We start from the raw sequence: 20,595 nt of genomic DNA on the forward strand, positions 1-20,595 counted from the left end.
TATATTTTTGTACTCTTCATAATTTTATACTAAAATAAATACTATAAGTCGCTGATAGATTGTCTTGTAAGAGGCTTTGCGTCCGGCGATCAGTACTGTTAGGTGGCTATGAATGAATATTGATTTTCTAATGCAGCCTGAAGAAGGGTGCTACCTTCCCGTATCTTACTGATAACTGGAAAATGCGGTATCCGGTTTTTATTTTCGTCGAGGTCCCATATCCCACAATCATGATATACGTTCAGATCATCCCAGTCAGGCCTGTCCGTTACCGGATAAATACACGCCCCTAACAATGGTATACCTCTTTGCAATGCCTTTATACATTCGTTCGTAACCTCGTCCATCCACAGGGCACGGCCTACGCCAAAATGGCCGGTTTCTGATAAAAAGAGCGGTTTGCCGTAACGCAGGTACGCCATTTCCAGAAGGTCAGCGATACCCGTGCGCCGGGGCACATCGTTCTCAGGCCAGTCAAGCGATCCTATTCCATGGTCCCACTGGCTGTTCCAATAGTAATTAAAGCCAAGTATTTCGAGGTAGTCTTCTTTACCGCCCAATTCGGGGCACATCCGGCCTGCAATAATATCCATTGCCTGAAACTGGTGCCCGTTAAGGTTTTCGATATGCTCAAGATTGGTTTCAAAACCCGGATGTATTTTTATAAGCGGCTCTACTAACACGATCCTGCAATCCGGGTTTATATCTTTAAGCATGCTAATACCTAAAATAGCTGCCCGACATAAATGGTATTTTATATCCCAGCCACTGTTCACTGCAAAGGGTACAGTGCCGCGTACATCGCCTGAATGCCATGACAAAAAACTGATCTCATTGATAGGCACTACGAAAAGTTGTTGCGTTGTAGCGGATTTATGGAATAATGCAAAAGCCTCGCACAGTGCGACAAACCGCAGGTGAAAATGCGGGTGCGTAGGATATATGCCGTCGGGATAGCCGAAATGACACAAATCCCAAATAATCTGGATGCCGTATTCTTCAGCAGCGCTTATCCTATTTTTAACCTCACTAAAATCAAACGCATAGGGTGCTGTCTCCACGGCGCTCCAGCAGATTCCTTCACGCACGGTCGTAATACCCAAGGTAAGCAAATCGCGATAATCTTCCCTGACACGCGCATCATGCTGCGTCACCCTAAGCAGGTTAACCCTTTCCCCAGAACGGTTGATATGGTCGGCACATTCATAGCCTCCCATAAAGAACGACCTGAAGATACTCATATAGCCTCCTGGATTAGGGATTCAGGAGTGGTTTCCAAAGCCTTAAAAAGATCAAGCGCATTTTTAAAAGCCTGGTCCATATTAAAGTACTTGTAGTTGGCCAACCTGCCTACAAAGTATACATCCGTTAACGCCTCAGCATCCGCTTTATATTTTTCATAGATCGTTTGGTTCTTTGCATTGGGCACCGGGTAGTACGGATCTCCTACATCCGTGGTAAATTCTTTTACTACAGTGGTTTTTTCCGATGCCTGATTACCAAAATGCTTATATTCAATAATACGGGTAAAGCCCACTTCATTGCCCGGATAATTCACTACAGAATTCTCCTGGAAAAATTCTGCATCAATTGTTTCTGAGGCAAAGTTAATGGACCTGTATTCTAACTTATCGTCAAGGCTGTGCTTAAACTCGAAGAACCGATCAATTGGCCCGGTATAGAATAGTTTATCATAGCCCTTAACCTGGTCTTTAATATCAAAATAGTCGGTGTTAAGAACCACTTTAATATTAGGGTGGTCTAGAATCGCATCGAAGAGCTTCGTATACCCGCCCTCCGGCAGTGCCTGGTAGGTATCCGAAAAGTAACGGTCGTCATAGTTACTGCGCACCGGTATACGGTCAAGCACCGAGGCGTCCAGCTCTTCGGGGTATTTATCCCACTGCTTTTTAGTGTAATGGCGAAACATCTTTTCGTAGAGTACCGCGCCGACTTTATTAAGTGCCGCTTCTTTTCCGTTGGATGGATTAAGGTAGGGCTCGCGGTTTTCGTCAAGCCAGGTTTTCATCTCCTCCTCAGAATTGATATTGAGGCCGAATATCTTATTTACCGTAGTGATGTTTACCGGTATGGGCAACAAATCACCTTCTACTTTTGCCACGACCTTATGCTCCCAGTTATACCAGTTAGCATACCGGTTTACATAGTCCCATACCTGTTCTTCATTGGTATGAAAAAGATGTGCACCATACTTGGAAACAAGTATGCCGTTTTCATCGATATAATCGTAGCAGTTACCTGCTATGTGATCGCGTTTTTCAATTACCAGTACCTTTTTTCCTATTGCGATGCTGGACCTTATCGGTACACATCCATCGGTTGTTATTTGGAGCCTCTACAATGAAGACTGGGGAGCGCAGGATATTGCGACCAACACTGAGACAAGGGCCTATATTATGAGCATGTACCATTATCTGCAAATAGCCTACCCGCAGTTCCTGGTTGTAGATAATGACGGATGGCGCCATATATCCTATGAGGGCCGCCTAAAGTCTGACCTGCTTACAGTCCATATTTACACAGCTGAATTTGAACGGTGGTCGCAGCTCCTCAACGAACTTGAAAGCGGCAATATGGATACGGTAGCTGCATTTCCACTAACCGTTGGTGACCCATTCTTTTTCAGGAAACAGGTGCCTCTTGTAATTAGTGAGTGGGGCGGTTTCGGATTTGCAGATTATGGTGGCCCACAGGACGATCAGGACAGGTCGTCCAAAATTGCCCTATACAAGAAAGAATTAAGCAAGCATGCGATTGCAGGCGATGTATATACTCAAGCCACGAATATAGAAGATGAAAAGAATGGCCCGATTGATTTTGCAAGTGGCGAATTAAACGTGCCGGAAAACCTGCTTGGCAGTAAAAACCACTTTTAATAATTTGTAGTAAAGCTTTAGGCTTTTTTTGTTAACCGATTCGGTAAAAGATACAACTCAATTCAAGGGAACTCAAAGCTTAGCTAAAGTTTTGATAAATACCGCTGTTAAGCAAACACAACTTTCTAATTTAGATACGCTGATAACAGTAGATCACACATGACCAAAACCTTATAATAACAACATCAAGACTCAAAATATGAAAGCTATAATCTTATTGGGTACTTTAAAAGAAAAAGGAACATCTAACACACAGGTGCTAACTGAATTTGCCGTAAGCTACCTGGAAAAGCAGGACATTGAGTGCGAAATAATCCGCCTTGCTGAGCATAACATTGTAAACGGTACCTATACCGATATGGGTGCCGGAGACGACTGGCCCGGTATTTACGAGAAAGTGGTAGCGGCAGATATACTACTGTTTGCAACGCCTATTTGGTGGAACAGCCATTCTTCTGAATTGCAAAGGGCCATTGAGCGGCTTGATGAAGTATATGATATTATCAACGCAGGTGAAGATTCGCCTCTCGACGGCAAGTTGGGTGGGGTAATAATTACAGGAGACTCCGATGGTGTGGAGCATGTAACCGGCAATATCGCTAATTTTTTCTGCAGCCTCGGTATTACAGTGCCTGCCTATTCGTCGCTGGGAGTTATCTGGGAAGGCCATGGCAAAGACAAAAAAACTACAAAAGCCAACCTTTTGAAATACTATAAGAAAGAGTATGCCCAGGATGCTGAGGCTATGGCCGAATCCTTCGCCAAATTTGCCGGTAAATAAAGTAGCGCATCTAATCCCTAACACATACAGGAAATCCAGTGGCACAGCAAAAAATAGAAGCATTCGATGTAGAGCGCATGCTCTTTGGCGAAGCCGCGCCTGAATTTCTTATCGAAGTTTTTTTCAGGGGGCTTGCGCTATACCTGTTCATGCTGTTCATAGTACGCTTATTAGGCAAGCGTATGGCGGGCGAGCTCACTATAACCGAAATGGTACTGATGATCACTCTTGGTGGATCTGTAGCGGTTGCCATGCAGGTACCGGAAGGCGGCGCACTTATAGGCTTTGTAGTACTTACATGTGCCTTTGTTTTTGAAAGGATTGTAAGCAAACTGACGTTAGCAAGCAAAAATTTTGAAACGGTAAGCCAGGGCAGCGTTTCCATTCTTATCAGGGACGGTGTATTGCAAAAAGATAAGATGAAGGATACCCGCGTGACCAAAGAGCAACTATTTGCCGCGCTGCGCCATGAAAAAGTGCACCAGTTAGGTGAGGTAGAGCGGCTGTACCTTGAGGCTGGCGGTGGTTTTAGTATTTACAAATATAAGAACGATGCACCGGCAGGGCTGGCTGTATATCCTGAAGAAGACACCATTTTAGAGGAAAAGAAAGCAAGTGGAGATATGCAGGCATGTTACGACTGTGGTTTTCTTCTTCCCGTTACAATGAAGGCGGAATGCAATCATTGCCATGGTAATAAATGGGTAAAAGCAATAAACTGACATGAAAAAAGAAGATATTGATATAACCGACTGGGCAAGGATTCTATTTGGTGAGGCGGAACCGCTTTATTTATTAGAGGTAGTTGTTAGGGTTGCAATAGTGTATATTATTATATTAGTTGCTATACGCTTTATGGGTAAGCGCATGTCCTCAGAAATGAGCCGCGCTGATATGGTTGCACGCGTATGCCTTGCAGCAGCAGTGGGCCTGCCGATACAGCGTCCTGGTCGTGGATTGTTAGTCGCCCTCGTAATGGTGATCGTAATTGTAATAGTTGGACGCTGGATAGCTCAATTAGTATTTTACAAACGCGGTATAGAAAAAGTATTCCAAGGCAAGCACGGCATCCTTGTAGAGGACGGCATTATGAATAAAGACTTAATGAAAACAATGTACCTGACAAGGGAGCGCCTTTTCGCTGCACTTAGAAAAGAAGGCATACGGCATCTGGGCGAAGTGAAACGGTTATACATTGAAGCTAATGGAGCATTTTCTTTGGTCGAAAAAAAAGAGCCTAAACCGGGTCTGTGCATAATACCGGATGTGGATGCAGACCTTCATGATAAGCAACAATTTACTACGGAAAAAGTATGTTCGTCGTGTGGCAGGCATGCCTTGGAAAAAGAAAAATGTAATTGTGGTAGTACTACATATGAACACGCCCTGTAAATGTATAATTTGAAGTAACATAGAAATATATAAAACATATAAAAATTAAGCTATAACTTAAAAATTTAAACCATGAAACTGATTTCTCCTTGGGCAGCAACGGCGCAGTCAGATATTAAGAACAGTGCCGTTCTTCTTGAAAAAAGATTTTTAGATTATACTTTTACCCTACACAACGCAGGCAGCTCGGTATGGATCGTAAGTACTGCCGCAAACGGAAGCAAGCTTGGCTTCAGGGCAGCATTTGGCCTCGACTGCGATTTTGAAGTTTTAGAATTAAATGAAAGAGATACGGGTTGTACTCTTTTGCTGCAAACTTCGATTGGGCGATACAAAGTAGCTGTGGATTTTCCCGATACCGAGAATACAATTTTACACTATAAAGCAACTTTTACTCCCGCCATCCCTGTCGTAATTCCTTTTTGGCCAAAGGATATCGTTCCACTTACCGAAAAAGGCAGTATCGAAAATACAACAGCAACCATTCACCTGCACCAGGCGGGCACACGTTCGGGCCTGCTTTTTGCAAGCACATCAAGCCCTAAAAAAGGATCTTTTTTATATTTCCAAAACCTCACTGCGCTATCGGACTACTGCAATGCGACAGAAACCTCCCTTGCCGAAACCGTTGGGGGCGAATGGCCGGAAATCGGATTTAGCCTTCCTGTTAGTAAAGAGAAGGCAATTGCTGCGGCTACCGACTATGTAGTATCTGACGCCTATGTTTTATTTAGCCCTGAAGTTCCTTCAGATGATATTGCTATTTCCAAACAATATCTTAATCATTTAGCGGCAATTTATAGCGTTATACCCAAACCTGATACTAAATACCACGACTGGTTAACGACTTCTAAAACCGCATTAAACGACCTTACGTTTAATAAGGGCTGCTGGACCTATACTAAAGGGCGCCCCTATCTAAATGCATATTTATGCGACTATAAAACGCCTGCAGAAATAATGGTGCAGCTCTCTGTTCTCTATGCCGTACATGAATATGCCCAATGGACCGGCGAAAGTTTTCCTGTGATAGACGAAATTAAAGGCGGCTTACAATCATTTTATGATGATAAGCTAAAAACAATTTCGAGATGGCTGCCATCGCAGCGTGGGGAACTGGACGAATCTGAAGAGCAAAAGAAGGCCATGACCATGGACTCCTGGTACCTGCACCACCCCTTGATGAACCTGTCGAAGCTGGCACTGGATGGCGATAAAGAAGCTAAAGATTTATTGCTTGATTCTATTGATTATGCTATAAAAGTGGCCCATCATTTTAATTATGAGTGGCCGGTGTTTTACAAAATGGACACCCTTGAAACTTTAAAAGCAGAGACGGTGCCCGGCAGCGGCGGCGAGAAAGATGTTGCCGGTGGGTATGCGCACCTTATGATAAACGTATGGAAGGTAACTGGCGAAAAAAAGTATTTAAATGAAGCCCTAAAAGCCGCCAGGAAGTTGCGGGATAGGGGCATGAACATTTTTTACCAGGCTAACAATACGGCTTTTTCTGCACTGGCAATGCTGCGCTTATACAGAGAAACGAAAGAAGAACTCTTTCTGGATATCAGCTACCTGTGCATAGCCGGTATCATGAAAAACGTACAGTTATGGGAATGTAACTATGGAAACGCTGTAAACTTTGATAACTTCTTTGGTATATTTCCTCTTAATGATGCCCCTTACAAAGCGGCTTATGAAGAAATGGAAGTGTATGCTGCCCTCAACGATTATATTAAAGAAGCGGTTGCAATCAAAGCACCCATTTTACCATCAGTAATGCTGCTGCTGCCGGAACTTGTGCGCTATAGTGTAAGCAGGTTGCCCGGTTATTATCCACCACTGTTACCTGAAGATATTCTATCGGACGAAGTAAAAACAGGAGAAGTAGACCCTAAATTATGGATACCTGTGGAAGACCTGCAGGACGGCTGGGAACAACATGGCCAGGTGGGCCAGGAAGTGTACGGCGCCGGTGTGGGATTTGGTGTGGTGCCCAGGCAATATGTAAAAATCGAAGAAGGTGACTTTATACTTTTTACAGATTATCCAATCACTTCTTTCACTAAAGCTAAAGATGGATCGCTGGGCTTTACGATAATTGGCAGTGAGAATTTCACATCGCGCCTTATACTACTGGCTAATGACGATAAAAAGACCCTTCGCAACATAAAGGTTAGCCTTGCCAAAGGAGATAAAGATTCAATCCTAACGTCAGCAAGATCGTCACCAAAATCTGTGGAATACGACGTTACCGGCGGGCAGAAAATTATTTTGAGATTTTGAAAGATCTGAACGAAAGCTTTTGCTTTCTTGTGTCGGTAAGGGTACGACACAGGGAAATCTCTCTATCAAAAAATTTACGCAGACGATAGGTAATAATCTTCACTGTTTATTTGATTTAGAGTTGCATAAATATAATCATCTTTTTATAGTAGAACCGGTAATATGTTTTCATCAAGGATTCGTAATCACATGGACAAAAGTAGAAGCGCTACAAAATTAATTCCAAAGGTTACAAGGTTTGCACAGCTATATTTTTATGTTTAAATTCACGGTCTGTAATACAACAAATACCCTTACCATGAAAAATATTCGTTGCATTATTATTGATGATGACCCTGATGATAGGGAGCTTTTTGAAATTGCGCTGGAAAATTCGGGGCATCCCTTTAACCTGCTACCATTATCCAGTGGTAGTAAAGCATTGGAAATCTTTACAGACATTGAGGCTGGTGATATTCCGGATTATATTTTCCTTGACCTGAACATGCCGTTACTTTCCGGTAAAGAGTGTTTGCAGGAAATAAGAAAGGTTTCTGTACTACATATAACACCGGTAATTATTTACAGTACGTCTTCGTATCATTTAGACATTGCGGAAACTAAAGAATATGGTGCTACTCATTTTCTTACCAAAACGCCCGATGTAGACCGCCTTTCCGTGATCTTAGGTAAACTTTTTAGTAAGACAGCACTTCCGTACGAGTTGAGTTAATTATAATTGCCCTAAACTTAAAAAAATGGATAGCAAGCAGGAGGACATAGTGCCGCAGGTTTTTAAATCTAATGACCAACGCTATTTAAAGATGATCGAAGAGGTGCAGGACTATGCTATCATTCTACTGGATCGCGATGGTACGATACTTAACTGGAATAAAGGGGCCGAGAAAATAAAAGGGTATCCTGAAAAAGAAATAGTAGGCAAAAATTTTAGCTGCTTCTATCTTAAAGAAGACAGGAAAACCGGACTGCCCCAACATCTGATCAAAGAAGCAGCCCTAAATGGAAGGGCTAAACATGAAGGCTGGCGCTTGCGTAAAGATGGGAGTACTTTTTGGGGTTACATTGTTATTACAGCGTTGCACGGAGATAATGAGGAAGTGATTGGTTTCTCTAAAGTTACCCGCGACCTCACGGAACGAAAACTTGCTGAAGACCGCAGGGATCGCGATGCGCGAAATATTGCGCTTCAAAATAAGCAGCTCGAAGAATTTGCTTATATCACATCGCATGACCTTCAGGAACCTGTGCGGAAAATACAGACCTTTGCGAAGCTGCTTGAAAAAAACATATCCGATGAAGGACAGGTACAAAAATACCTGGAGAAGATTAATCTTTCTGCAAACAGGATGGTAACCTTAATTAAAAGTGTACTGGATTACTCCCGCCTTTCACAAACCCAGGAACAATTTATTGATACAGATCTTAACACTGTACTTCAAGCTGTAAAAGAGGATTTTGAGGTTCTATTTACAGAAAAGGACGTGACCATCATTGCCGATGATTTACCTGTAATTAAGGCAATCCCAATACAAATGCACCAGCTTTTCTTTAACCTTATTGGTAATTCTATTAAATTCAATACACATGAACCGCTTATTGAGATCTCAACCGGTAAATTTAAGGATAATGATAAGCATTTTGATTCTGAAACCGAGTATCTTTTATTACAGTTTACTGATAACGGAATTGGGTTTGACCAGAAATACGCCGATCAGGCATTCCAACCTTTTAAAAGGCTGAATTCCGATTACAGTGGTACAGGGATTGGATTGGCTTTGTGTAAAAGGATTGTGGATAATCATAAAGGATATATAGAAGTCAGGAGTGCAGTTAATAAGGGTACAACTTTTGAAATTTATCTTCCTATGTAATTTAAGGCCTGTATATAATTAAAATAAAGAATTAACTTTAATGTAGTTAGTCCAAAGCTGTATCGGCAATATCTACTAAGACGCTTGTTTTAAAAGATTATTTTTGCTAAGAGGAAATGTCTTACATACATCCTCTATAATTATTGAAGGATAGGCCTATAGTAAAAAAACGGCTATAATTTAAATTGAAACTTAGTGAGCGTATAAGGAAGGGTAAATATCTATGGTTCTTCCTACCTGCACTCCCAATAAAATGCTAAATGCAATTGAATGCCACAAAAGGAGGGTGAAGCTTCAAAGACCTGGCTTAAAAGTTTTGAGGTTCGAAAGCTCTTGGGCATTTCTGCCGGCACGCTACAAAATCTTAGGGTTAATGGCACATTACCCTATACAAAAATAGGTGGCCTCATATAATATAAATATGAAGATATACTTAGACTGATGGATAAAAATACTACTGATGAGAAAGTAATTCCCTATATTTTTATATTAAATGTAGCATTTCATATTTCAAATCATTAAATCTGCATCAGTTACCGCTCAAATTAAATGTAAACAATTCGGTGAGCATGTATTTGAGGCTGAGAACATTATAATAATTCAGTTACGCTTACAAATAAAGGGTGTCGGACTGCCACCCAATAAAAGCACAACAGAATGTCACCTTTGCAATCAAAACAATTCCCTGGCAATTTTTAAAAATAATCGGGGCAGCCCTGGCATTTCTTCTCCCAATCAAATTGGTAAAGCAGCGAAAATTCATGCACGCCACCATTACGCCCCATACTATTTGTAATAACATCATAAGAATAGCCAATTTTAAAATGCTCGTACTGAACACCAAAATAAGGGTTTATGGATGTTAGTAAAGGTGCATTTGGATTATTCCTCGCCGGGTTTGTTGCGGCAATCACGCCAAAGAAAAAGCGTTCAAAAATAAGCCCTGCGCCCAAGTCAAAACGATTAAATTTTGATTGTTGCATATAATTTGCAGTTATTAGCAACTTTGAATCAAATGGGAAAAATGAATTGGAGACTTCGGTTTCAAATCCTCCATTAATTGAAAAGAACATATCCAGCGGCAAGTTACCAGCCATTGTAAACGAAATATTTGGCTTGTTAAGGTGGCGTAACGAACCCCCAATCCAACAATCTTCATTATTGAATAAAAAGCCTGCGCCAACATCGAAATACCCAACTTTATTATTTAAAGCCAATGGATCTGAACTTGTAGGATCTATTGTACCGCTACCTATGTTAATCTGGTCTTCAAGCACCATGTTCTGAAATCCATACGACTTGCTTCCGTATCCCACCTCAAGTGCAGGGTGAAAATACCAGTAGTCCGATATCTGTACGCGGTAGGTGTAGCTGGCATTAACCTGAGAAAGGCTGTAGTTGGTAAATGATTCACGCTGGCTCAGGAAGTTGACTCCAAAACCACTGTTCATATCTTCTGACCAGGTATTGAGGAAGGCATAGTCGCTATTAATTTTTAGTTTGGCATCTGGCCATTGGCTGCGGTGCACAACTCCGGCACTTGTGGTTTCCATAAAGGCGGTAAATGCCGGGTTAATAGTTTGGGGTACCATAAAATACTGTGTGAATATTGGGTCCTGTGCCTGCACCGTTAACGCGGTTATTATGAATAATATAGTGATTGTAAGCTTTTTCATGATGTAGATTGGGGATGGTTATTTGATAAGTACGAATGGGCCGTTAAACTCGATGACCTGGCCATAAAAAGTTTCGGCTTTGATGCGGTAATAAAAGTTACCGTTTTCCGACGGGTTTCCTTTTATATAACCGCTCCATCCTGTTATTACTTCACCTTTTTCAGAATATAACAGCGCTCCCCATGTATCAAAAACATTCAATTCAATTGATTTCAAACCTCTGTGTACAGCTTTAAACGTATCATTCATGCCATCGGCATTGGGTGTAAAAGCATTTGGTACCATTACATCATATCCTTTTGTAACCACCAAAGTTATACGGTAGGTATCATTGCACCCGTAAGGATAGACTACATGGAGGGTCACCGTGTAAGTCCCTTCATTTAGATAAGTATGTGAAGGGCTAATTTCGCTGGAACTCCCGCCGTCACCAAAATCCCAGCCGACTTCCAAGTAATCACCTGTGGATACGTTATCAAACTGGACAGGATCTGATATTGAGTATTCCTGATAGGTAGTAAACGCGTAGGAACCTGCCGTAAAATTAGCCTCGCCAAGTTGTTCTGTTTGTACTTCAAAAGTGGATGTAGCAGTACATCCTTTAGAATCAGTAGCCGTTACAATCACAGTACCATTTTGGTCGGTATTCATAAGTTGGCCAAAAGCTCCCGAAACTGTTCCGCTACTCCAGGTATACTGGAAAGGTGGTACCCCACCCGCTGCTTGTGCTGTATTAGTTTGCCTAACATAATGGGTATCGCAGTTATGTACAACATTGCTGGTTATATTAAGCACTATCGGTGCCGGCCGTGTTATGGTATAAGTGCCTGAAACAGTACAGCCAGAAGCATCGGTAATAGTAACTGAATACGTGCCGGAAGTAATGGCGGACAGGTCTTCTATAGTCTGGCCGTTAGACCAGTTATACGTGTAGGGTAACGTTCCACCGGCTACTAACAGGTCTATAGCACCGCTTGTAGTGTCATTACAATCCAATGCATGGGTAAGGTTTGCTGCTACCGTAAGCGCAGCAGGTTCTATAATAGTAAACGTACGGATGATCTGGCAGGGTGTGCCATCTGTAATGGTAGCGGTGTATGTGCCGGGCCCTAAATTATTACGTTGCGTTCCGGCTGTCGAGCCATCGCTCCAAACCAATGTAACGGGCGCAATACCACCGGTAAGATTAAGGGTTATACTTCCGTCGTTTGCTCCATGGCATGAAACGTTGGCAAATACAGGCTCAACTTTAAACACCGGTGCTTCGGGTATGGGTACAGCAATCATTTTGACACAATTGCTGGCATCGGTTACTGTAATGGTATAAATGGCTGCTGCAAGGTTATCCTGATAGGTTCCCGTTGCAAGGTTGCTCCAGTCGGCAGTGTATGGTGGGTTCCCTCCAATAATGTTAAGCGATATCGAGGCATTGTTGGCGCCATAGCAAGTAATCGGCGTAGTTGTAGGTGTAATTATTATTTCAGGCTGCTGTGTAACGTTTACCGATAGCGGTATTGTACACCCGTTAGCATCAGTAACAATAAGGTTATAGGCACCCGCAACAATAGTTATTACATCTTCGGAAGATGCCGTAAAGCCATTAGGGCCAGTCCACGCAAAGGTGTAGCTGCCGGAACCGTTAGCAATACCTCCTGTAACGGTAACATCAATAGCCCCGGTAGCGGCACCAAAACATAATACATTTACCTGGGTTTGACTTATCGCCAATGCTGTTGGCTGAGTAAGTGTAAAACTTTGAGCCGGGGCACTACAGCCGTTACTGTCGGCCATAGTAACAGCGTAGGTACCAATAGAAAGCCCGCTAAGATTTTGGGTCGATGCGGTAAAGCCATTCGGGCCTGTCCAGGCATAGGTGTAGACTGCTGTCCCGCCGGAAGGTGTAATGTTTATAGTACCATTAGTCCCCCCAAAACAGCTTATTTGGTAACCATTAAATGCCGACATGGCCCCTGTAAAAGTTACCTGCTGTGGTTCGGTAATCGTAAAGTTTTGTGTCAGAGGGCAGGCGTTTGTAGTGTCAAAAATAGTAACAGTATACACGCCGGGTGCCAGTGCGGCAATGTCTTCGGTAGTAGCGGTAAATCCGTCTGGCCCCGTCCAGCTGTATGTATAGGTAGGATAACCACCAGTTACTGTTAAATTAATACTGCCATCGTTTGCACCATTACAGCTTATATTGAAACCGTTGAAATTTGAAATAATGCTGTTGCTTATGGCAAGGCCAGTTGCTGGCTGTGTTACCTCTACCCCATTTATATACTTAATCGTGCCGTTAGCATCGGTTACACGTATATTATACGTTCCGGCAGGCAGGTTGTCAAAAACATAATTTAATGCTGTAAGATTGTCTGCACTCTCTACAACAGTACCATCTGGCAGCAATATGGCATAGTCAAAAGGCGCGATAGATACTGTGGTAACCGCCACCTCAACCACTCCGGTAGACTGGCCATAGCAGTTAACATTTATGTGGCTGGCTGTAACCTCGGCAATAACCAGCGGCATCGGTTCGGCAATAAGTACTGTTATCGAAATAGTACTGCATAAGCCATCGGCTATTACAACAGTATAGGTACCGGGGCCAAGATTGGCTACGTTTTGGCTTGAAGCCATAAAACCATTAGGTCCCGTCCATGAATAGGTATAGTTTCCTGACCCGCCCGTAGGCGAAAGGTTAATAAACGCATCATTAGCACCAGCCGAACTGATCTGGAAGCCATTGTAATTTGATACGGTATGGGTTACTGTGAACACCGGGTTAACTGTTACTGTCAGAGTAAAGCTTGCCCCGTTACAGTTGCCCTGCGGTGAAAGAGGCGTTATGGTATATGTTGCAGTTTGAACCGAAGCTGTAGCATTGTTGAGCGTTCCTGTTATGATGCTTTGTGCAGTACCGGCCGTTCCACCGGTTATAGTACCCGTTGGTGCGTTCCAGTTAAATACCGTACCGTTAGGGAAAATAGTTGCCGTAGTGGCGGGATCAAAACTGAAAGCCGTACCGCTGCATAGTGTTATTGAACCATTAGGTATAATAGCAGTCGGATTTATAGTAACAGCAACATTAAAAGGTACTCCGTCGCAACCGTTATAATGCGGTGTAATTGTATAGGTTGCTATTACAGCAGTGTTGGTTGTATTAACCAACGTTTGGTTCAGGCTGGTTTGCGGAGTACTTTGTGCTGACCCTCCGGTAAATCCGCTTCCGGTTGGTGCGGTCCAGGTGAAAGTTACCCCCGCAGGCATATTATTGCCGCCGGTATTAGAAGGTATATAATTTAGTGCAGTACCACTACAAGTGCTTATTTGGGGCGTACCGTTCACAAAAGGGACTGGCGTTACAGTTATACTGTATGCCGTAGTTGCTCCTGGACAGGCTGAAAGGTCAGATGTTGTGGCTGAAGCGGTATAGATAACTGTAATTGGGGCATTGGTAGTATTTACCAGTGTTTGCACCGGGATGGAAGTCGTACCATTTGTTGCTACCCCTGTAATACCTGCCGGCTGTGTTGCCGTCCAGCTTATTGTTGTATTTGGGGTGGCACTACTAAGGTTAACCGTTGTGGTGGCATTGCCTGAACAAATGGTTTGGCCTGTTTGAGAAAAAATTACCGAAGGTGCCGGGTTAACGGTAATGGTAAAGGTTTGCGGGACACCGTTGCAGCCATTGATTTCAGGGATAACTGTTACAGTAGCCGTTACCGGCGTGGTACCACTATTTAAGGCTGTAAAAGTTGGTATAGACCCGGATCCGCTTGTGGCAAGCCCTATAGATGCAGTACTGTTTGTCCAGTTAAATGTTGTCCCGGTTATTGTTCCGGTAAAGTTTATTGCAGCAGTAGCAGACTGGTTACATACAGTCTGGCTGTTTACAGCTGCCACTGTTGGTGTAGGCGCGACTGTAAGGGTTACATCAAAACTGCTTCCTGTACAGCCGTTCGCTATAGGGGTTACAACATAAGTTATTGTAACCGTTGCAGTAGTTGTATTGGTAATAGTGCCCGATATAGCAGCGCTGTTAGTGCCTGCTCCCAAACCAGATACGCCCGGAGGGCCTGTTGGAGCTGCCCAACTATACACTGTGCCTGAAGGCACTGTACCGTTAACACCATCTGCTGGTGTGATGGTAAAAGAAGTACCACTACAGCTGTTTTGGGTTATATTGTTGATAACCGGTTTCGGGTTTACCGTAACGGTAACGGTAAATGTATTTCCGGTACAGGTCTGGCTACCTGAAGTCCATTTTGGCGTCACGGTATACGTAGCGGTTTGTATAGTATTGGTATTGTTTGTTAGGGTTCCACCTATACCTAGTGCATCGGTACCTGATAGCCCTCCCGCTACACCAGGACTTACCACAGGCATGCCCCACGAATATGTAGTGCCTGCCGGTACTATATTTCCACTGCCATTAGCGGGAGTTATTGTAAACGTGCCTTCACTACAAGTAGTTGCTGTTTGTGCCGTTACTGAAGGTTTAGGGTTTACTGTAATAGTAACGCTGAACGGTAGGCCGCTGCATCCGTTAGCTACCGGTGTAACAGTGTAAACCACTGTTACCGGCGCATTAGTAGTATTTACCAGTGTCTGCCCTATACCATTCTGAGGTGTAGTTTGATTGGCTTCCCCTGTAATATTTGCATTGGCAGGTACCGTCCAGGTGTACTGCGTGCCTGTAGGGATTGTATTCCCGATAGTACCCGGAGTGATACTAACTGTATCACCACTACAAATTGTGGCTGTTTCGTTGCTTGTAATTACAGGTTTTTGGTTAAGCACAATTGCTGCGGCACTTGTGGTAAGCACGCTGCATCCGCCACCGGGAAAGGTAATGACTGCATAATAATATAATGTGCCCATAGTTGACGGTGGCAGATAGGTAGTTGTGGTAGCACCCGAAATGGCTGTACCACCTGCGGTGCTGTTTGCTGTATTGCTGTACCACTGGTACGCAGGTGTACCGGTACCATTTTGATATGCAATAGAAAGTTGCGCCGGGCTTTGCCCTTCGCAAAGGGTTTGCGACTGCGGCTGCGATGTAACAATTGGAGCTGCAATAACGGTGACCTGTGCTGTGGCACTGGCAGCGTTACAACCCGAAACACCTGTAGCTACCACGCAGTAATAATACGTTGTGCCAACTGTTGTGGTAGGTGGTGTATATGTTGCTGCTGTAGCACTTGAGATAGCAGTACCTGTTGTGTTATTGTTTGCAGTGCTTGCATACCATTGATATGTTAATGTACTCCCTCCCGTAGCTGTAATTGTTAGCGCAGATGCTGTACCGCCTGCGCAAAGCGTTTGTGTAGACAGCGGATTCTGCGATATAACTGGCGGGTTGGTAAGGCTTATGGCTGCAATATTGGTAAAGCTGCTGCAGGAAACGCCGTTTATAGTGCTGGTATCTACCCGGCGGTACCAGGTATTTTGGGTAAGAATTGGTGGATTATAGTTGGCAGTCGTAGCACCTGCTAGATTTGTAAAGGTACTATTATCTACTGATGATTGCCACTGGTAGCTGATAGTACCTCCACCTGTGGCCGCTGTGCCGCTAAGTGCGGTAGGGTCGCCACCGGAACAAATTTGCTGGTCACTTCCTATAGTTCCCGCTGTTATGGTATTTATATATATGCTTACAAAATTGCCTGTTACAGTACACGCCTCCCCGTTAAGGGTTGAGGTTACTTTCCTCCTGTACCAAGTATTTTGTGTAAGTACGGGTGGATCATAAGTAGCCAAAGTAGCCCCGGAAATATCACTATATCCTGATGTTGCATTTGCTGTAGAACTTTCCCACTGATAGGTAATCGTACCGGCACCCGTGGCAGCCGCTGCTACCGTAAATGCGGAAGGATCTGTGCCGCTACAAACGGTCTGGTCGCTCGCTATAGCACCGGGATTAATTGTATTACGGTACACAATTACCTGGTCTGTAGCAGTACAGGCGCTGCTACCATTTCCTGTACTTACGGTAAGGGTATATGTTGTAGTTACAGATGGGTTTGCAGTTGGGTTAGCAATGTTAGCATTTGAAAGCCCTGCACTTGGTAACCAGCTATAGTTTAGCGTAGCGCCCACCCCGGCAGTGCCCGATCCTGTAAGTTGTAAGGTTTCGCCGGCACAAAGGGTTTCATCAGCACCGGCATTAGCGGTTACGCCAGGTGTAACGGTAAAGGTTTCGTTATCAGTAGTAGTACCACATTCATTGGTAACGGCAAGGCTAACCGTATAGGATCCCGCAGTGGTATATGAAATGGCAGGTGGTACTACCCCGGTATAGGATGATGGTGTACCGCCTATAAAACTCCACACGTATGTAAGCGGTGTTTGAGCAGCACAATTAGTCACCGTAGCTGTAGGTGATATGGTTGCCGATGTACCCCCGCAAATATTAGCGATGGCCGCTATAGCCACCGTAGGCGGAGCTTTTACAGTTACGGTTTGCGTCGCGGTTTGGTTACCGCAAGAATTATGTGCCGTAAGGGTTACGGTGTACGTCCCGGGATTGGGGAAGTTAAACGACGGGTTGGCAGACGTATTTGTAGTGCCTCCTGTAAAATAGTTGTAGCTATTGCCGGGAGAGGTTCCGCAGTTGGAAGCTGTATAATTTACAGCCCAATTGTATGTAACATTACAGGCACTTGCTGTAGGCGTAGTATTGGTTGCCTGCGCTGTAAGCGCCCCACAACCCACTGTATTATTTAGCGTAAAAGATGCAGACGCGAGCGGCGCTTCGATGCAAATAGTTTTTACAACTTCATCATCAATGCCACATCGATTACCTGATTTCATTTTAATGGTATACGTGCCAGCCTGTGTAAACTTAATACATAAATTCGTACTTCCTGTTAACCATGAAGATGGGTCGGCAGGATCTAGTGCCATACCTAATGAACCACTAGTAATTGTATAATTTGTGTTGGGTATAATTGTCCATAAAATTGGAGCACCATTACTGCAATCACCATTTGCTGCATCGATGCTGTTTGAGTTTACTGTAGCATTTGTAAAACATGTTGTGGTATTAATACATGCGATTGTATTTTGCATTGTAAAATCAGCATCAGGGCGTGTTGAAATATAAATAGGCACCACTGATACCTGTGATTGGGAGCAAGGGTTTCTAGCTACTATCGTGGCAGAAAATGAATTTTGAAATCCTGGTAAATTTGATCCACAGGACGTTGCATTATAAATATGCGAAACTTCGGCCGGGGGTGGATGGTTGAAAATTTGAGGGTTTAAAGGGTCATCGCTGAAAGTGACGGTATATGTGGTTCCATTGGCGTTGTTAGCCGTATTGTTTATTGGAAAAGTAAGTGTATCATTATTTGGATTACCAGTAATACAAATGTCGGTATTTCCCGGATTACCAAGACTTACGGCGGGATTTGATCCTACAAAAACCTTATATATTTTGGTAATCGAACAATTATTATCGCCATCAATAGTGAAAGTTAATGTCCATAAACCTACCTGATACAAATGGCCTATTGGAGACGAGAAAGTTGCACTATTATAGTCAGCAGTTCCATCACCCCAGTCTATTGTATAATTTGTGTTTGAAGCTTGTGTTGATGACCCATTTCCGAAATTGAGTGTAGATGGACTGTTAACGCAGTTTTTAAACGTGGTATACCCATTAAAATTACTTGAATTACTTCCTAAAAGCATTGGATCAGGCAATTGTTTTACGGCAACATTATGTGTCACTGAGTTACTACATCCTGTAGCTGAATTTGTAACAGTTAATGTGATGGTGAATGTCTGGTTTCCGTTGCCTGGGTTAAGTATAAATATATGGGAAGGATTGATGTTGGTAGCTGTATTATTGGTTCCAGAATCCGGGTTGTCAAAATTCCATGAGTAATCGATATTAGTACCTGTTGTGGATTGATTTGTAAATGTTAATGCCTGATTAGCGCAGTTTATTGTTGTTGGCGCTGTAAAAGCTGCCACTGGTGGTGCTACCACCGTAATTACTGCTGAGTTGTTTATAATTATAGGTGAACCCGCTGTTTCGGCCACTGTGGTAAGGTTATAAGTAAACTGTCCAGTTGCATTTGTAGGTGCATTTACTGTAGCAATACCGGCTCCGTTAGACACTGCAGTAAGAGGGTTCCCGCCATTGATGGTATAACTAAACGTGTATGGCGCATTACCCCCACTTCCGGTAAATGTAAGTTGAGGCTGTGCACCGTTAAGGCACACGGTATTACTTCCTGTAATAGTAGCATTTACAGCTACAATTTTATTTTTTGTTAGTTCTACGCCATGTATCGAAACTGGATTAGCTTGTAATGACTGCGCAAATAGAAGTATAAAAATAAGGATTAGCTTGTAGCTTTGTTTCATACGGTGTAAATTGTTGGTTGGGCAAATATATTACAAAAATGTATTGTTAAAATTTTCTTAAAAGGGCGTGAAGGTAGTCTCTTATATTAAGTATTGCAATACCTATTACTAGGTATTTTACAGATAATTAAATACTTAAAAAGTTATGCCCTTGGTGGAACCCTGCAATAATGTGATAGTAGAGACTTTTAATTCCAAATCAATCCATAGCAAGACTATTTAAAAACAACCTCCTACAGAATAATAGCTTTATTTCCTTAAAATTATGAGTTATGAACGAGCAGATCACAAAAGATGACCTTATCCAGTTTGGCAGGATGCTGGTTAACGAGATAAGTATTATGGTAAAGGGAGATTATAATCGGGAGAAAGATACTTCCGATCCTGAATGGCTTAAAAGCCGAGGGGCAAGGAAATTATTGGATATTTCCGCCGGATCGCTCCAGAACCTTCGCATTACCGGGAAGGTGCGCTACAAAAAAGTTATGGGTTCGTACTACTATAATAAGGCCGACCTTTTAGGACTATTTAATGATGTTTCGTCAAAAGATAGTTAGTTGATGTTTTCTCATAATCAATGTGAACTGTCCTCTTTATGTCGAATCACCACCATAAGCAAAATTGCACCACTAAGTGCATACCTACGAATATTTAAAAGGCAATAATTGATGGCTATTTTCAATTCTCTGTGTAAATATTTTTTATAAGTTTGCATCTCTAACAGTTTTATGAAATAACAACTGTAAATCAACACTTTAAACTTAGGTGTAAATTCGGTGCAACTTTTTTTCGGCCACTAAAAATATAGGTTTATAAGGGTTTTCGAATCAGGTTCGATTTTTGGCAAAACCTGGCTTAAGAGTAAGGAGGTGCGTAAACTCTTGGACATATTAAAAGGCACGCTCCAAGACCTACACATAAATGGTACTTTACCCTATAGCAAAATTGGAAGACTACTTACTATAAATATTGCGATATCCTCAAACTGATAAGCGATAAAAAGAGGTCAGATGACACCCGAGAACTAATTTCAAATATGAGGTAAGTCTGTGAAGAAATCACTAAATCCTCTTTGAAATTACCGTTAAAATTCATGCGTGAGTTATTCTGTGCAAGAGTTAAAATTCAGGCACATCTAATTCTTTTACAAGTATTTACGAGTAGGTTGTCGGACTACCACTCCTACTCAAACAACAATTAAACGCCCTATAACTATTTATTATTTATAAATTTTTAATGAAGACCACGCTGTAAAAAATATCCAACGCGACCATCAGGAGCGCCTACTATCCTACTGGGAGCGTTTTAAGAAGCAAGGC

The 20,595-nt window shown here is 42.8% G+C and carries 12 protein-coding genes and 1 pseudogene; 9 read left to right on the top strand and 4 right to left on the bottom strand.

From position 1 onward, the window contains the following. Window positions 1-98 precede the first annotated feature (98 nt). Together DYH63_RS09600 and glf are read right to left on the bottom strand one after the other, a co-directional pair. Window positions 99-1,241, bottom strand: a complete 1,143-nt coding sequence (locus DYH63_RS09600) for a hypothetical protein (protein ID WP_205528305.1) — start codon at window positions 1,239-1,241, stop codon at window positions 99-101. Further along, window positions 1,238-2,347, bottom strand: a complete 1,110-nt coding sequence (glf, locus tag DYH63_RS09605; RefSeq protein WP_116788597.1) for a UDP-galactopyranose mutase — start codon at window positions 2,345-2,347, stop codon at window positions 1,238-1,240. Before glf ends, DYH63_RS09600 begins: the two co-directional genes overlap by 4 nt. On the opposite strand from glf, the gene DYH63_RS09610 reads away from it, so the two are divergent. The 8 genes and pseudogenes from DYH63_RS09610 to DYH63_RS09645 all read left to right on the top strand — a co-directional run. Continuing rightward, window positions 2,310-2,897 (top strand): glycoside hydrolase family 2 TIM barrel-domain containing protein, encoded by a 588-nt coding sequence (locus DYH63_RS09610; protein ID WP_116788598.1) that lies wholly within the window; start codon window positions 2,310-2,312, stop codon window positions 2,895-2,897. The two genes, glf and DYH63_RS09610, sit on opposite strands and share 38 nt — an antisense overlap. Window positions 2,898-3,096: 199 nt before the next feature. After that, a complete protein-coding gene (locus DYH63_RS09615) occupies window positions 3,097-3,678 on the top strand; it encodes a flavodoxin family protein (protein ID WP_116788599.1) in 582 nt (193 codons plus the stop codon). Window positions 3,679-3,716: 38 nt separating this feature from the next. Next, window positions 3,717-4,400 carry a DUF421 domain-containing protein gene (locus DYH63_RS09620; protein ID WP_116788600.1) on the top strand — a complete coding sequence of 228 codons (684 nt, stop codon included), beginning with the start codon at window positions 3,717-3,719 and terminating at the stop codon, window positions 4,398-4,400. Between the two features lies 1 nt (window position 4,401). Beyond that, complete coding sequence (locus DYH63_RS09625; RefSeq protein WP_116788601.1) at window positions 4,402-5,070, top strand: DUF421 domain-containing protein; 669 nt, start codon at window positions 4,402-4,404, stop codon at window positions 5,068-5,070. Between the two features lie 72 nt (window positions 5,071-5,142). Further along, entirely contained in the window at window positions 5,143-7,356 is a 2,214-nt protein-coding gene (locus DYH63_RS09630; protein ID WP_116788602.1) for a hypothetical protein, read from the top strand. A gap of 298 nt (window positions 7,357-7,654) precedes the next feature. Then, on the top strand, window positions 7,655-8,068 hold the full coding sequence (locus DYH63_RS09635) for a response regulator (RefSeq protein ID WP_205528306.1): 414 nt from the start codon (window positions 7,655-7,657) through the stop codon (window positions 8,066-8,068). 25 nt (window positions 8,069-8,093) lie between these two features. Further along, window positions 8,094-9,227, top strand: coding sequence for a sensor histidine kinase (locus DYH63_RS09640; protein ID WP_116788604.1), 1,134 nt, complete (start codon window positions 8,094-8,096; stop codon window positions 9,225-9,227). A gap of 297 nt (window positions 9,228-9,524) precedes the next feature. Then, a pseudogene (locus DYH63_RS09645) lies at window positions 9,525-9,641 on the top strand (helix-turn-helix domain-containing protein); the annotation flags it as partial. A 281-nt stretch (window positions 9,642-9,922) separates the two neighbouring features. On the opposite strand, the gene DYH63_RS09650 reads toward DYH63_RS09645, so the two are convergent. Continuing rightward, window positions 9,923-10,903 (bottom strand): PorP/SprF family type IX secretion system membrane protein, encoded by a 981-nt coding sequence (locus DYH63_RS09650; RefSeq protein WP_116788605.1) that lies wholly within the window; start codon window positions 10,901-10,903, stop codon window positions 9,923-9,925. Window positions 10,904-10,921: 18 nt separating this feature from the next. Beyond that, entirely contained in the window at window positions 10,922-19,276 is an 8,355-nt protein-coding gene (locus DYH63_RS09655; protein ID WP_116788606.1) for a PKD-like domain-containing protein, read from the bottom strand. 272 nt (window positions 19,277-19,548) lie between these two features. Between DYH63_RS09655 and DYH63_RS09660 the strand changes: the two genes are divergently transcribed. After that, window positions 19,549-19,833: a DNA-binding protein gene (locus DYH63_RS09660; RefSeq protein ID WP_116788607.1), complete on the top strand. Its 285-nt coding sequence runs from the start codon at window positions 19,549-19,551 to the stop codon at window positions 19,831-19,833. Window positions 19,834-20,595: the final 762 nt, after the last annotated feature.

This window comes from Flavobacterium psychrotrophum, from assembly GCF_003403075.1.
Lineage (GTDB): Bacteria > Bacteroidota > Bacteroidia > Flavobacteriales > Flavobacteriaceae > Flavobacterium > Flavobacterium psychrotrophum.